At 67.7% G+C, this 13,779-nt stretch carries 14 protein-coding genes and 1 pseudogene; 10 read left to right on the top strand and 5 right to left on the bottom strand.

Annotated features, from left to right (window positions below; translation table 11 throughout):
- Positions 1–17 precede the first annotated feature (17 nt).
- On the top strand, positions 18–554 hold the full coding sequence (locus WKC72_RS29470; RefSeq protein ID WP_037244780.1) for a potassium channel family protein: 537 nt from the start codon (positions 18–20) through the stop codon (positions 552–554).
- Here the strand turns inward: WKC72_RS29470 and WKC72_RS29465 are convergent.
- The gene (locus WKC72_RS29465; RefSeq protein WP_370180574.1) at positions 551–2,269 is read right to left on the bottom strand and encodes a TIGR03767 family metallophosphoesterase; all 1,719 of its coding nucleotides are present in this window, start codon (positions 2,267–2,269) and stop codon (positions 551–553) included. The two genes, WKC72_RS29470 and WKC72_RS29465, sit on opposite strands and share 4 nt — an antisense overlap.
- Positions 2,270–2,499: 230 nt before the next feature.
- Here WKC72_RS29465 and groES point away from each other — a divergent pair, with 230 nt between their 5' ends.
- Both groES and groL read left to right on the top strand, forming a co-directional pair.
- Positions 2,500–2,799: a co-chaperone GroES gene (gene groES / locus WKC72_RS29460; RefSeq protein ID WP_003940763.1), complete on the top strand. Its 300-nt coding sequence runs from the start codon at positions 2,500–2,502 to the stop codon at positions 2,797–2,799.
- Between the two features lie 92 nt (positions 2,800–2,891).
- Complete coding sequence (groL, locus tag WKC72_RS29455) at positions 2,892–4,505, top strand: chaperonin GroEL (RefSeq protein WP_037244786.1); 1,614 nt, start codon at positions 2,892–2,894, stop codon at positions 4,503–4,505.
- Positions 4,506–4,602: 97 nt separating this feature from the next.
- Here groL and WKC72_RS29450 read toward each other — a convergent pair whose 3' ends face one another.
- The 3 genes from WKC72_RS29450 to WKC72_RS29440 form a co-directional block, all read right to left on the bottom strand.
- A complete protein-coding gene (locus WKC72_RS29450; protein ID WP_370180573.1) occupies positions 4,603–5,322 on the bottom strand; it encodes an anti-sigma factor domain-containing protein in 720 nt (239 codons plus the stop codon).
- A 1-nt stretch (position 5,323) separates the two neighbouring features.
- Positions 5,324–5,956 (bottom strand): sigma-70 family RNA polymerase sigma factor, encoded by a 633-nt coding sequence (locus WKC72_RS29445; RefSeq protein ID WP_081792779.1) that lies wholly within the window; start codon positions 5,954–5,956, stop codon positions 5,324–5,326.
- 166 nt (positions 5,957–6,122) lie between these two features.
- Positions 6,123–6,416 (bottom strand): WhiB family transcriptional regulator, encoded by a 294-nt coding sequence (locus tag WKC72_RS29440; RefSeq protein ID WP_005239766.1) that lies wholly within the window; start codon positions 6,414–6,416, stop codon positions 6,123–6,125.
- 197 nt (positions 6,417–6,613) lie between these two features.
- On the opposite strand from WKC72_RS29440, the pseudogene WKC72_RS29435 reads away from it, so the two are divergent.
- The 5 genes and pseudogenes from WKC72_RS29435 to WKC72_RS29415 all read left to right on the top strand — a co-directional run.
- Positions 6,614–6,913: pseudogene (locus WKC72_RS29435) on the top strand (MerR family transcriptional regulator); the annotation flags it as partial.
- Between the two features lie 198 nt (positions 6,914–7,111).
- Positions 7,112–7,681, top strand: coding sequence for a transcriptional regulator (locus WKC72_RS29430; protein WP_235214737.1), 570 nt, complete (start codon positions 7,112–7,114; stop codon positions 7,679–7,681).
- A gap of 34 nt (positions 7,682–7,715) precedes the next feature.
- Entirely contained in the window at positions 7,716–8,546 is an 831-nt protein-coding gene (locus tag WKC72_RS29425; protein ID WP_370180572.1) for a hypothetical protein, read from the top strand.
- 160 nt (positions 8,547–8,706) lie between these two features.
- Entirely contained in the window at positions 8,707–9,285 is a 579-nt protein-coding gene (locus WKC72_RS29420; RefSeq protein ID WP_005239770.1) for a sigma-70 family RNA polymerase sigma factor, read from the top strand.
- The gene (locus WKC72_RS29415; RefSeq protein WP_370180571.1) at positions 9,269–10,288 is read left to right on the top strand and encodes an anti-sigma-D factor RsdA; all 1,020 of its coding nucleotides are present in this window, start codon (positions 9,269–9,271) and stop codon (positions 10,286–10,288) included. The genes WKC72_RS29420 and WKC72_RS29415 overlap by 17 nt, the downstream gene beginning before the upstream one ends.
- Before the next feature lie 85 nt (positions 10,289–10,373).
- Here WKC72_RS29415 and WKC72_RS29410 read toward each other — a convergent pair whose 3' ends face one another.
- Entirely contained in the window at positions 10,374–10,778 is a 405-nt protein-coding gene (locus WKC72_RS29410) for a DUF5319 domain-containing protein (RefSeq protein ID WP_005239778.1), read from the bottom strand.
- 243 nt (positions 10,779–11,021) lie between these two features.
- Here WKC72_RS29410 and guaB point away from each other — a divergent pair, with 243 nt between their 5' ends.
- Both guaB and WKC72_RS29400 read left to right on the top strand, forming a co-directional pair.
- Positions 11,022–12,545 (top strand): IMP dehydrogenase, encoded by a 1,524-nt coding sequence (gene guaB / locus WKC72_RS29405; RefSeq protein ID WP_268790942.1) that lies wholly within the window; start codon positions 11,022–11,024, stop codon positions 12,543–12,545.
- 33 nt (positions 12,546–12,578) lie between these two features.
- The gene (locus WKC72_RS29400; RefSeq protein ID WP_005257142.1) at positions 12,579–13,718 is read left to right on the top strand and encodes a GuaB3 family IMP dehydrogenase-related protein; all 1,140 of its coding nucleotides are present in this window, start codon (positions 12,579–12,581) and stop codon (positions 13,716–13,718) included.
- The last annotated feature ends 61 nt before the right edge of the window (positions 13,719–13,779 follow it).

Raw genomic sequence — 13,779 nt, 5'->3', positions numbered from 1 at the left:
TTGTCCAAAGGAATCTCATGCGACGCGCCAGCGATTTTCGCGACCTCACGAGACGTGAGCGCCGACGGCTTCTGCTGCGCGCCTTTCTGCGCCCGCTGGTCACCGTCGTCCTGTGCGTCGTGGTCTACTTCGCCCTGCCGTGGACCTCGTTCGGGGACGTGTCGGGCGTGTTCTTCCTGGCCGGCGGTTTGCTCGTCGTCGTGCTGGTCGCGGTCTGGCAGATCCGGCGGATCGTCCAGTCCGACATACCGGCGCTCCAGGCGATCGAAGCTCTGGCCCTGATCCTGCCGATCTACCTCCTCGGATTCGCGGCAGGGTATTGCTTGATGTCCGAAAGTGATCCGGGTTACTTCACCGAACCCCTCACGCGCATGGGTGCGCTGTACTTCTCGCTCACCGTCTTCTCGACCGTCGGGTTCGGCGACATCGCCGCGACGACCGATCCGTCGCGCGCCGTCGTGAGTGTGCAGATCATCGGAAACCTGATCCTGCTCGGCGTCGGCATCCGCGCGGTCGTCGCGGCGGTCGGCTGGGCCCGCAGGCGCCGGGTCTAACGACCCGACGCCAGCACCAGTTCGACGTTCCGGTCGGGCGTCCCGCCGAGCAGATCGGGGTCGGCGTGAATGTCGTTGAACGACAACTCCCGGTACAGCGACGCCAAGCCGAGCGGTGAGAGATCCGTGTGCTCGACGGCGTAGGGGCTGTCGGCCTCGAACAGCGTCGTGAGCAGCGACACGGTTCCGTCGACGTTGTCGACCACCTCGATGATCCGCCCGTGCTGGGGGAAGTCGATGTGTGAGGCCGTGTTGATCTCCCAGAACGACTGTTCCGGAGTCGATCCGGGCCACGGGGTGATCCGGTTCTCGTGAGTGTGTCCGTTGACCCAGGCGAGGACGTTGGGGAATCGGTGCAGCAGATCCACCAGTCGCGAGCCCCGGATCCGGGGCTCCGCCGGGGCGGCCGGGTCGGGAACGACGTTGTCCATGCTGCCGCTGGTGTGGTGACTGAACAGAACGAACCAGGTGTCGCTGCGTGCCTGCGTCACCGGGTTGCCCGCCGTGTCGAAGTACCGGCTGCTGCCGGCCGTCAGGGTGTCCTCGATCCACCGGAACTGCGCCGCGCCGAGCGAGCCGTCGACGAACCCCGCCCGGTTGGTGGAATCCATGCTGATGCCGACCACGCCGGGTGCGATCTCGAACGAGTAGTAGCCGATCCCGGTCTCACCGGCGTCCGGTGCGAAACCGTGGCCGACCGGTCCGGGACCGGTGTTGGCGGGGTCCAGGTGTGCGGCGATGAACTGGCGGGGAGTGAACGGGGCGCGTGCGGGGTCGGGTGTGACGACCCGCGGTGGGATCGTGAACGCGGACAGGGCGGCGGGAATGGCGCCCGGGTCGAACCTGGTGGCGATGTCGACGGCCTTCGCCTGCTCCGGCGACCCGGGGACCTCGAACTTCAGCGAACCGGTGTACATGGCTTCGAGCGGTGGGATGCCGCTCGGGACGGTGCCTTGCACGGAGTCGTCGTGATTGCCGAAGACGCAGTACCAGGGGGTGCGCAGTCCGGGGCTCGTGACGGGAGTGATCGCCGCCCCGAGCAGGCCGGGTATCTCGGGGAACCCGGCCTTCTTGTACATGTCCTGAATGGAGGACTCCGGGTTCCAGTACAGATCGGCACCCGAGTTCTGCACGCCTTCGTAGCGGTCGGGCGCGCCTGTGTTGGGGACGATGGTGCCGCCGTTGAGTGCGGTGAGGAACCAGCCGAGTTCGGCGAATTCCTTGTTGTCGGTGTTGTCGCCGGTGCTCACGACCGCGTCGAACGGGCGCTGGGTGTGCGGGCCGGACGCGAGCGCGTTGACGCGTGCGACCAGGGCGACGAGACCTTGTGCGGTGAGTGTCTCGTGCGGGCGGAACGCGGAACCGGTGAAGGGGTGCACGTATTCGAAACGCATCGGGGACTGGGCGTCGACCAGGTGGACGTCCGTGAGCTGGACGAGGGAGGCGACGGCGGTGCGCCGGTCCTCGCGCCCGCTGCGAGCTTCGGCGAGTTCGGTGCGCACGATCGTCGGCCACCCCGGTCCTGCGCCGAGCCTGCGGTAGCCGGAGTTGCCGAGAGGGACGGCCACCGCTTCGAGGGTGGTACCTGCCCCGGATGTGGGAAGCGGCGCCGCGCCCGCGTACTGCAACCCCCACGGGCGTGCTCCGAATCCCACTGCCCCGATCGCCCCGAGTCCGGCAAATGTCAGGAATTTACGCCGATTGATGTCAGACACCAGAGGAACCTTAGGTGACGACCCGTGAGACAGGCCGACATTCGGCCCGGCGCGGTTTACCACCCCCTTCTCCTTGAGCGTTGGCACTCTCACGTATAGAGTGCCAAGTGGCGCCGATCGAGCTCCGGCACCCGCGACGACGGGGCTGTGTGAAGTGCCGTAAACGGAACACTCAAACAGGAGTCCGGAGAAGTCTCCGGATCCGCATACCCCAAAGTGGAGGGCTCATCGTGGCGAGCGTCAACATCAAGCCGCTCGAGGACAAGATCCTCGTCCAGGCCAACGAGGCTGAGACGACGACTGCCTCCGGCCTGGTCATTCCCGACACGGCCAAGGAGAAGCCCCAGGAGGGCACCGTCGTCGCAGTCGGCGAAGGCCGCGTCAACGAGCAGGGCAACCGCATCCCGGTCGACGTCAAGGAGGGTGACACGGTCATCTACTCCAAGTACGGCGGAACCGAGATCAAGTACGCCGGCCAGGAGTACCTGATCCTGTCGGCACGCGACGTGCTGGCTGTCGTCTCCAAGTAAGCCATACGTGATCCGCCCCGGAGTCCCCACAGGATCCCGGGGCGGAGTGCGTTCACGCGCGTAACCCTGAGATCCAGGAGAAGACAGAACACATGTCCAAGCAGATTGAGTTCAACGAGATCGCACGCCGGTCTCTCGAGCGTGGAGTCGACAAGCTTGCCGACGCGGTCAAGGTGACCTTGGGTCCGCGTGGCCGCCACGTAGTCCTGGCGAAGGCCTTCGGCGGCCCGACCGTCACCAACGACGGCGTCAGCATCGCCCGGGAGATCGACCTCGAGGACCCGTTCGAGAACCTCGGCGCGCAGCTCGTCAAGAGCGTCGCCACCAAGACCAACGACGTCGCAGGCGACGGCACCACCACCGCGACCGTGCTGGCTCAGGCCATCGTGCGGGGCGGTCTGAAGAACATCGCCGCGGGTGCGAACCCGATGGCACTCGGCATCGGCATCAACGCCGCGGCCGACAAGGTCGTCGAGGCGCTGCTCGCAGCGGCCACCCCGGTCGAGGGCAAGAAGTCCATCGCCCAGGTCGCGACCGTGTCCTCGCGCGACGAGGAAATCGGCGAAATGGTCGGCGAGGCGCTCACCCGCGTCGGCACCGACGGCGTCGTCACGGTGGAGGAATCCTCGACACTGGCGACCGAGCTCGTGATCACCGAGGGCGTCCAATTCGACAAGGGCTACCTGTCGCCGTACTTCGTCACGGACCTCGACGCACAGAAGGCCGTGTACGAGGACGCGCTCGTGCTGCTGTACCGCGAGAAGATCACGTCCCTGCCCGACTTCCTGCCGCTGCTGGAGAAGGTTGCCGAGAGCGGCAAGCCCCTCCTCATCATCGCGGAGGACGTCGAGGGCGAGGTTCTCTCGACGCTCGTGGTCAACTCCATCCGGAAGACCATCAAGGCCGTCGCCGTCAAGGCGCCGTTCTTCGGTGACCGCCGGAAGGCGTTCCTCGACGACCTCGCCGTCGTCACCGGTGGCACGGTCATCAACTCCGACGTCGGCCTCACGCTGAAGGACGCCGGACTGGACCTGCTCGGCAGCGCACGCCGCGTCGTGGTCAGCAAGGACGAGACCACGATCGTCGACGGCGCCGGAACCGACGACGACATCAAGGGTCGCGTCGCGCAGCTGCGCCGCGAGATCGAGAACACCGACTCCGACTGGGATCGCGAGAAGCTCGAAGAGCGCCTGGCGAAGCTGGCCGGTGGCGTCGCCGTCATCAAGGTCGGCGCGGCCACGGAGACGGACCTCAAGGAGCGCAAGTTCCGCGTCGAGGACGCCGTCAACGCCGCGAAGGCCGCTGTCGCCGAGGGCATCGTCCCCGGTGGCGGTTCCGCCCTCGTCCAGGCGAGCACCGAGCTGGCCGACAACCTCGGTCTGACCGGTGACGAGGCCACGGGCGTCAAGGTCGTGCGCGAAGCACTGCAGGCGCCGCTGTTCTGGATCGCCAGCAATGCCGGTCTCGACGGTTCCGTCGTCACCAGCAAGGTTGCCGAGCAGCCCAAGGGCCACGGTTTCAACGCCGCGACCCTGACCTACGGCGACCTGCTCGCCGACGGTGTCGTCGACCCCGTGAAGGTCACCCGCTCCGCAGTCGTCAACGCGGCCTCGGTCGCGCGGATGATCCTCACCACCGAGAGCGCCGTGGTCGAGAAGCCTGCGGAAGAGGACGAGCAGCAGACCGGTCACGGGCACAGCCACTAGGCTCTGCCGTCGCGACCGATCGGGCTCCGATCGTTCGAACGAGGAAATCCCCGTGCGGATCACCGCGCGGGGGTTTCTTCTGTCGGGCAGCGCCGGATCAGCTCAGTTGCAGCACCGCAAAAGGTTCCGACGTCGGCTGGGGTGATCCTCCGGGCGGTTCGACCGTGACGGCCAGCATGGACATCGACCCCACGTCGTCGAGGACGATCGTCGTGGTCGGCTGCACGTCTGCGGGAGAGATGGTTCCGGCGGGCACGGGCGCGTCCCCGGATGCCGGCATCAGCCACAGCTGGTACACGGTGTCTGCGCTGGGCGGGGCGACACCGTCCAGCACGAACACCACGGCGTCCTGCGACTTCGAGTAGTTGGCGGTCGCGGACCCGCCTGCCGCGATCGCACTCGTCGACGAGTGCACGTCGGAGGCGTCGAGAACCTGCTCCGCCACGGTCGGCGACGGACCTTCCGTGAGCTGCCGGACGATCACCGTCCCGCCGGCGAGCACCCCGACGGCCGCGGCGGCGGCGACGGCGACCTTCCAGCGGCGCCGGCGGGACCGGCGTTCGGTGAGCGACGTCGGCCTGGACGCGGATTGCCTGACCTCGTCGAGGACTCGCGTCCGCACCCGGGGCGGGGGTTCGACGGCTCCCACCGCACTCACCACCGCGAACGCTTCACGGATGCGCCGGACCTCGTCGGTGAACGTGGAGCGGGTGTCCTCGTCGGTGGTGGCGAGATCGGTGTCGAGTTCGCGACGTTCGCTGTCGTCGAGCGCATCGAGTGCGTACGGGTAGGCCATGCCCACGAGTTCGTCGTTCATGTCACAGACCTCCCAGGCACCCGCGAAGACGCGTCAGTCCGTCGCGGATGCGCGTCTTCACCGTGGACAGGGCGACCCCCAGCTGGGAGGCGACCTCTCGGTAGGTGCGGCCGTCGTAGTACGCCATCGCGACGGACTCACGTTGGGTGTCGGTGAGCGAGTCGAGGCAGGCGAGCACCGATTGATGCTCGAGCCGGCGGGTCACCTCCTCGGTGACGTGGTCGAACGGCCCTGCGATGTTGGTGGTCTCGTAGAGCGCCTCGCGGTCGGTGCCTGCCTGTTCCGATCGCACGCGGTCGACCGCCCGGCGGTGCGCGAGCGTCATCAGCCAGGACAGTACGGAGCCGCGCGCCGGATCGAAGTTCGACGCGGTGCGCCACGCCTGGAGGAAGACTTCCTGCGTCGTCTCCTCCGCGTACCCGGGGTCGCGCAGGACGCGCAGAACCATGCCGTGCACTCGGGCGCTCGTCCGGTCGTAGAGTTCGGCAAACGCGTCGGCGTCTCCGTTCGCGACGCGGGCCATGGTGTCGTGGAGTTCAGCGGATTCGGTGGTTCGGGCCCTGTGTGCCCCGGCTGCGTCCGCCGAGCACACGTCGTCTGCCGGAGTGTTGCCTTCGGGGGTCGTCACCGGCACTCGTCTCGCTTCATCGAGAACCACGGTAGCGTGCACATCCACTCATCTCCTCCAGCCGGTAGGCATTCGGAGACCGCGTCGCGGTGGATGGGTGTCGAGGGGATCGATGTGACGCGAGGAACCCCCGTACGGCGACGAGGGTTCCCCGGTGAGTGTCGTCGAGCGGTCAGACGGCTATCCGGCCGCGTCTGTGCCGGGCGTGCATCTCGCGTTCGGTCTCGGACATTCCGCCCCAGATTCCGTACGGCTCGGACACGCTCAGGGCGTGATTGCGGCACTGGGCGAGGACCGGGCAGCGTCTGCACATTTCCTTGGCGCGGGTCTCCCGCTGCGCGCGCGCCCGGCCGCGCTCTCCGTCCGGATGGAAGAACATCGAGGAGTCGACCCCGCGGCACAGTCCGTGCATCTGCCAATCCCAGATATCGGCGTTCGGGCCGGGCAGGTGGTTGGGTGCAGGCATGTGGACTCCTTAGCTGCAAGCTCGCCTCGGGCGACGAGCGGACCGTGGGCTCGTAGGTACGTTCAAGCCACTGAATCATTCACGTCGCTAACCGTAGAGTCGGTTGTGAAATCGCGTCAATAGTTGTTCACAGTGGCGATTTACATATCCCACGAACTGAAAGTTAACCTGGAAAATATTTACTTTCCCGCGGTTCCGTGATTCCGTTTCGGGTTGAAAGACCCTCGGTCACGGGTGACGATGTCCGGGTGCCCCAGCCTGCGGAGCCTGAAACCCCACCCCCTTCCGGATACCCGGACGAGGGACCCACGATCTCGGTATCTGCCCTGGCCAGAAAGCTCGGGGTAGCTCCGTCGACGCTCCGCACCTGGGACCGCAGATACGGCATCGGACCCTCCCTTCACGCGCAGGGAAGTCACCGGCGGTACACCCCGCGCGACGTCGCCCGGCTCGAATGTATGCAACACGCTCTGGACGGCGGTGCAAACTCCGCGGAGGCCGCGAGATATGCGATTAACGCAATGGCTACATATTCGTCAGAAAGCGACCACCGACCGGGTCTGAAAAATCTGGATGACAACTCGGTGAACGGGACGAAAACAGACCCGTCGAACCTTTTGTCCTCCTTTTCCGGCCTCGGCGGCGCCGAGGCCTCGATCCGGAATTTATCGGGTGCATTGCTGGCGCGAGACGTCGTGACCATCCGGCGGATCGTCGTGCGAGCCGTCGCGGAGCGGGGATTCAGCTCCATGTGGACGACCCTGGTCGTTCCGGTGCTCGAGTGGGCGGACGAGGGGAGGAATTCGGACGCCGCCGCTGCGAGTGTCCGCGTCTTCGCCGAATGCGTCGCAGGGATTCTGTCCACGATGACGCTGGATGCGCCGATCGGCGGCGGCGGCCGTGTCCTGCTCGTGCACGTGCCCGCGGACCCGCTGGACACCGTTCCCGCCGACCCGTACGGCCTCGAATTCCGGGCCCTGGGCGCCGCACTCGCCACGGCCTCGGTGGACACGCGGATGGCTCTGCCACTGTGCCGGTCGGCGTTGCTCGCGTCCGTGACCAACGCCGAGCCGGACGTGATCGTTTTGTGGTTGCCCGCCGGCGGATGCGAACTGCCGTCTCTCCTGCGTGCGATCCGCCGCAGGCGGACAGGGCTGACGATGCTCGCGGGCGGCCCCGGATGCCGGACGCAGTCGCTTCCCCGGTCGATAGCAGTGCTGGGCACGCTGGACGAGGCCGTGGGCACCGTCACCGCGGTCACCTGACTTCGGAGCGTCCGCGCGATGCGATGATCTCGGCGTGCCCGACTCCACTCTCCGCTCCGACGCCACGAATTCGTTGATCCGCGCGGCTTTCGGCGCCGACCCGGGCGCGTGCCCGCTACCGGCGTCCGACGTTCCCGTCGAACGCTGGATGCGCGCGGTGGCGTGGGGCGCCAGGGGGCACTACAGCCGATCCCGCGCAGAACTGGACGCACTGACACGCGGCGGAGTGGCGGAACCCGCGGTCGCCTCGCTCGCCTGGAGCACGCAGGCGTCGTTGCTGAGGCAGCTCGGCTGGCACGGTGTGGCGTCCGGGTTCGACGGCCGGGCTCTCGCCGTGGTCGGGACGGGCCTCGGCGACGACGGCGTCCTCGTCGACGAGGCGCGGTGCGACGCGCTGACGGGGCTGGCGGCCGACGCTCTGGGGTGCGGCCGGCTGGCACTGGGCAGGCGGCTGCTCGACAGGTGCTCCGAGTATCTGGACGAGCGTGCTCCCGACGAGCTGTGGCGACAGCGCGTCCGCAGGCACTGGGTGAGCGCGGAGTTGCTTCTCGCGGGCGGAGACTTCGTCTCGGCGCGCCGCCACGCCGAGACCGCAGCGGAAATTTCGGAGGCCGCCGGATCTGCGCGGCACCACGTCAAGTCGGATCTGCTGAGGAGTGCGTCGATGACGGGGGAGCCCGATTCCGGTCCGGCGGCACGCCTTGCCGCGGATGTGCTCGACCGGTGCGATGGGTACGGCCTGATACCTCTGAAGTGGGCCGCTGCGATGTTGCTGGGTGGTGTGACATCCGACTCACGTGCGGAGGCCGTGCGTGAGGAGTGCGAAGCCGTCATCAGGGCGCGAGGTGGGCGCTTCCGAATCTGACTCCGCTGGTCGGGCCCCGGACGGCCGGGTTGCGCGCGAATCGCTGCGAATCCGGGCGAATACCGTTCGGTCCGCACCGTTACTCTTGGAGTGTTCCGCTGAGAGCGGGAGCACACCCATCGGGGGAGGTGCCACTGTAACGCCAGGATATTCAGCAACGATGACTAATACGAGCGAGGAGTTGGACTCCGCAGTCGCCGCTGCAACGCAGGGTGACCGGGCCGCTTTAGCTCTGGTCCTGGAAAACATTCGGCCCTTGGTTGTGCGTTACTGCAGAGCCAGGGTCGGTGCTGCGGAGAGGGGACAACTCTCCGCGGACGACGTGGCACAAGAAGTGTGCCTCGCCGTGATGACGGCCTTGCCTCGTTACGAGGATCAAGGCCGGCCGTTCATGGCATTCGTCTACGGGATCGCCGCACACAAGGTCGCCGACGCGCATCGGAACTCCGCCCGTAACAAGTCGGAGCCCGTCGCCGAAGTACCGGATGTCGTAGCCAACGATGACGGACCCGAACAGAGGGCGCTGGACTCGGAAGCGAGCAGGCAGATGAACGAACTGCTGAGCACGCTGCCGGAGAAGCACCGGGAGATCTTGATCCTCCGCCTCGTGGTCGGTATGTCAGCCGAGGAGACGGCCGCGGCCGTGGGTAGTACCGCGGGAGCTGTCCGCGTGGCTCAACACCGAGCCATAGCGAAACTGAAAAAAGAAGTGACGAGGGCAGGTGAGAGGTTTGGCTAGGGGCATCAAGCGCAACGGCAATCCCGATGCCGATCTCCCAGGAGACGACGCACCGGTGGACGTCGCGGCAGTGCGCCGCGACGACGCTTTGATCGACGCGATCGCCGGTGGCGGTCCCGTCGCGACGGATTCGCCGGAGCAGTACGAGCTCGCTCTTCTGCTGACCAATTGGCGCGCCGACATCGTGGCGACGCCGATGCCGACCGGGCCGCTGCTCGACGACGTGATCGCGGCGATCGACGCCTCGGACGCCCGTTCCGCACGCAGCGCCGCCCGCGGCAAGCTCCGCTTGTTGCGACCGATCGCAGGCGCTGCCGCCGCGATCGCGGTCGTCATGGGTGGCGCCACCATCTTCTCGTACAACGCCGCACCCGGCGATCCGCTGTGGAGCGTCAAGTCGGTCGTGTTCAGCCAGCAGGCCGATTCGACCGTCGCGCAGATCGACACCACGTCGCAGCTGCAGGAGGCCGAGCGGCTGATCGCCGCGGGCGACGCGGAGGCGGCGAAGAACCTGCTCGAGGGCGCCGCCGACCGTGCCGGCGGGGTACGTGACTCCGACATGCGCACCGAACTCGACGTGTGGCGTGCGAAGCTCGCCGCGGAGGTCGAGAAGATCGCCCCCACCTCGCCGCCTGCGACGACGACGCCCGGTACCACCACGACGGACGCGCCGACGCAGGCCACCGAGTTGCCGGCCACCGTGCCGGGGACACCCGGTTCGACGACGCTGCCGGGAGTCGGACAGTTGCCGGGAACCCTGCCGACGGATCTGCAGATTCCGGGACTGCCGCCCATTCCGCTGCCACAGCTGCCCACGCTGCCGCCGCCGCCGCCCGAGACGTTGCCGTCCACGAGCCCGGATCCCACGATCATGTTGGTTCCGACGCTGCCCTCGGACATTCCGGCGACGGAGCCGTCCACCCAGCAGCCGCCGCAGGAGCCTTCGACGGTGCCGCTACCCACCACCACGACGCCGGTCCCGGTGCTGCCGCCCACCAGCTAGCGGTTCGGCGGCCCTCCCGCACAGACCACTGTGGCCCGACACTTCGCGTGTCGGGCCACAGTGGTCTGTATCGGGTTGTGCCGGATCAGGCGTCGAAACCGTCTCCGTGCAGAGCGTCGTTCATCGAGGCGTCCGCGTAGCCGCGGCAGTAGTCCCAGGTGACGTACGCCTCGGGTGTCGGGTCGTAGGCGGGCTCGTGCGGGCGCACGGTGCCGTCGACCAGAAGCTGGAGGAGGTTGGCACGGAGCATGTCCCAATCGTGGTAGTGATCTTGCTGGCAGTCTTCGCAGCAGACGACGAGACCGCGGATCCCGCGATGTGCCAGCAGCGCCTCGTACACGGCGAGGTCGGCCAGATCTTCCTCCACGGCGAGTCGCTCGTGGGGGTCGAGTGGCTGGCCCGGTTCGATCGCATCGAGAGCTGCGGACGGGTCGGCGGGGTCGCCGGCGAAGGGGTCCGGGGGCAGACCTGGAGGCAGTTGATCGCGCACAGCACCACGGTACGCAGGTCAGCCCGGTCTGCGCCAGCCGTTCGGCGTACGCCCAGCGTGGGTGGGCTCCGTGGTGATCGCGTCGAGCCGATATCATGGTGTGTGGAGCTGGGAATATCGATCGTCGCTCCGGCCTTTTTCCTGTATCCGTGTTCCCGAAAGTTTCCACCAGATCGAAGATCTGAATGTCCGCAGACGGCGCCACCGGCGCTGCACCTATGTTCCATGGAGGGCCCGAACCGCATGACAAGTTCAGCAGGGCATGTACACACCGGCGGTGACGACCCGAACAAGGTCGCGATGCTGGGTCTCACGTACGACGACGTCCTGCTCTTGCCGGCGGCGTCGAATGTCATCCCCGGCCAGGTCGACACATCCAGCCAGCTGACCAGGGACATCCGGCTGCGAGTGCCGCTCGTCAGCTCCGCGATGGACACCGTCACCGAAGCGCGGATGGCGATCGCCATGGCCCGCGCCGGTGGGATGGGCGTCCTGCACCGCAACCTGTCGGTCGAGGCGCAGGCCGGGCAGGTGGAGACGGTCAAGCGGTCCGAGGCGGGAATGGTCACCGACCCGGTCACCTGCAAGCCGTCGGACACCCTCGCCGAGGTCGACGCCAAGTGCGCCCGCTTCCGTATCTCCGGACTTCCGGTCACCGACGGGGCCGGGCAGCTCGTCGGCATCATCACCAACCGCGACATGCGCTTCGAGGTCGACCAGAACCGCGCCGTGTCCGAGGTCATGACGAAGGCGCCGCTGATCACCGCGCAGGAGGGTGTCACCGCGGAGGTGGCGCTGGGCCTGCTCCGCCGCCACAAGATCGAGAAGCTGCCGATCGTGGACGGTCAGGGCAAGCTCACCGGCCTCATCACGGTCAAGGACTTCGTGAAGACCGAGCAGCACCCGGACGCCACCAAGGACCGTGACGGCCGGCTCCTCGTCGGCGCAGCGGTGGGTGTGGGCGACGAGGCGTGGAGCCGCGCTATGGCTCTCACCGACGCCGGAGTGGACGTGCTCGTCGTCGACAGCGCCCACGGCCACTCGGCCGGCGTGCTGGACATGATCTCGAAGCTCAAGGCCGAGGTCGACGAGCGCGTGCAGATCATCGGCGGCAACGTCGCCACCCGCGGCGGTGCCGCCGCTCTCATCGAGGCCGGGGTGGACGCGGTCAAGGTCGGGGTCGGCCCCGGCTCCATCTGCACCACCCGCGTCATCGCCGGTGTCGGCGCCCCGCAGATCACCGCGATCCTCGAAGCGGTCGCCGCGGCCAAACCGCACGGTGTGCCGGTGATCGCCGACGGTGGACTGCAGTTCTCCGGCGACATCGCGAAGGCCCTGGCGGCAGGCGCGTCGACGGCCATGCTGGGTTCGCTGCTCGCAGGCACCGCCGAGTCGCCGGGTGAGCTGATCCTCGTGAACGGCAAGCAGTACAAGAGCTACCGCGGCATGGGTTCCCTCGGCGCGATGCAGAGCCGTGGCGCCGCGAAGTCGTATTCCAAGGACCGCTACTTCCAGGACGACGTGCTGTCCGAGGACAAGCTGGTTCCGGAGGGCATCGAGGGCCGGGTCGCGTTCCGCGGACCGCTGTCCCAGGTCACCCATCAGCTCACGGGCGGTCTGCGGGCTGCCATGGGCTACACGGGAGCGTCGTCGATCGAGGAACTGCAGAACGCGCAGTTCGTGCAGATCACCGCCGCGGGTCTGAAGGAGAGCCACCCGCACGACATCACGATGACGGTCGAAGCTCCCAACTACACCGCTCGCTAGCAACCAGTCACGATTCACGAGAAAGGGGCGCGCGTGCGCGACCTCGTTGAGATCGGCATGGGCCGAACAGCCCGACGAACCTATGAGCTGGACGACATCGACATCGTCCCCTCCCGCCGGACCCGCTCCTCCAAGGAGGTGTCGACGTCCTGGCAGCTCGACGCATACCGGTTCGACATTCCTGTGCTGGCGCACCCGACCGACGCGCTGGTGTCGCCGTCGTTCGCGATCGAACTCGGCAAGCGTGGTGGCCTCGGGGTCATCAACGGTGAGGGTCTGTGGGGCCGGCACGCGGACGTCGAGGCGAAGCTCGCCGAACTCGTCGCGCTGGCGGAGTCGGATGTCGACGTCGAGGCGCCGATCAAGAAGCTGCAGGAGCTGCACGCGGCACCGTTGCAGCCGGGACTTCTCGCTGCTGCCGTGGCTCAGGTCCGCGACGCGGGTGTCACGACCGCGGTGCGGGTCAGCCCGCAGAACGCCCGGGCGCTCACCCCGCAGCTGCTCGAGGCGGGCATCGACCTGCTGGTCGTGCACGGCACGATCATCTCCGCCGAGCACGTCGCCCACGGCGACAGCGAGCCGCTGAACCTCAAGACGTTCATCTCCGAGCTGGACGTCCCCGTCGTGGCCGGTGGGGTGAGCGATCACCGCACCGCACTGCACCTGATGCGCACGGGCGCGGCCGGTGTGATCGTGGGTTACGGCTCCACCGAGGGCGCCACGACCACCGGTGAGGTGCTGGGGATCGGTCTTCCGATGGCCACGGCCATCGCGGATGCCGCTGCTGCTCGCCGCGACTACCTCGACGAGACGGGCGGCCGCTACGTCCACGTCATCGCGGACGGCGACATCACGTCCTCGGGCGACCTCGCGAAGGCGATCGCCTGTGGCGCGGACGCCGCAGTCCTGGGCGCACCGCTGGCCGTCGCAGCGGAGGCTCCCGGCGGCGGCTGGTACTGGCCGTCGGCCGCCGCGCACCCCTCGGTTCCGCGCGGCACGATGCTGCCGGTCTCGTTCGGTGACCGGCCGTCGCTCGACCGGGTCCTCACGGGTCCGTCCGACGACCCGTTCGGTTCGCTGAACTTCGTCGGCGGGCTGCGCCGCTCGATGGCGAAGTCGGGGTACTCGGATCTGAAGGAATTCCAGAAGGTGGGCCTGACGGTCCGCGCCTGAGGCGTCCGTCCGCCACCGCTTCTCTTGTCGCCCGATGTCACATCGGTGCAGTTCAACTGCA

Source organism: Rhodococcus wratislaviensis (genome assembly GCF_041228765.1).
GTDB classification, from domain to species: domain Bacteria; phylum Actinomycetota; class Actinomycetes; order Mycobacteriales; family Mycobacteriaceae; genus Rhodococcus_F; species Rhodococcus_F wratislaviensis.
This window is presented reverse-complemented; position numbering and strand designations above follow the sequence as displayed.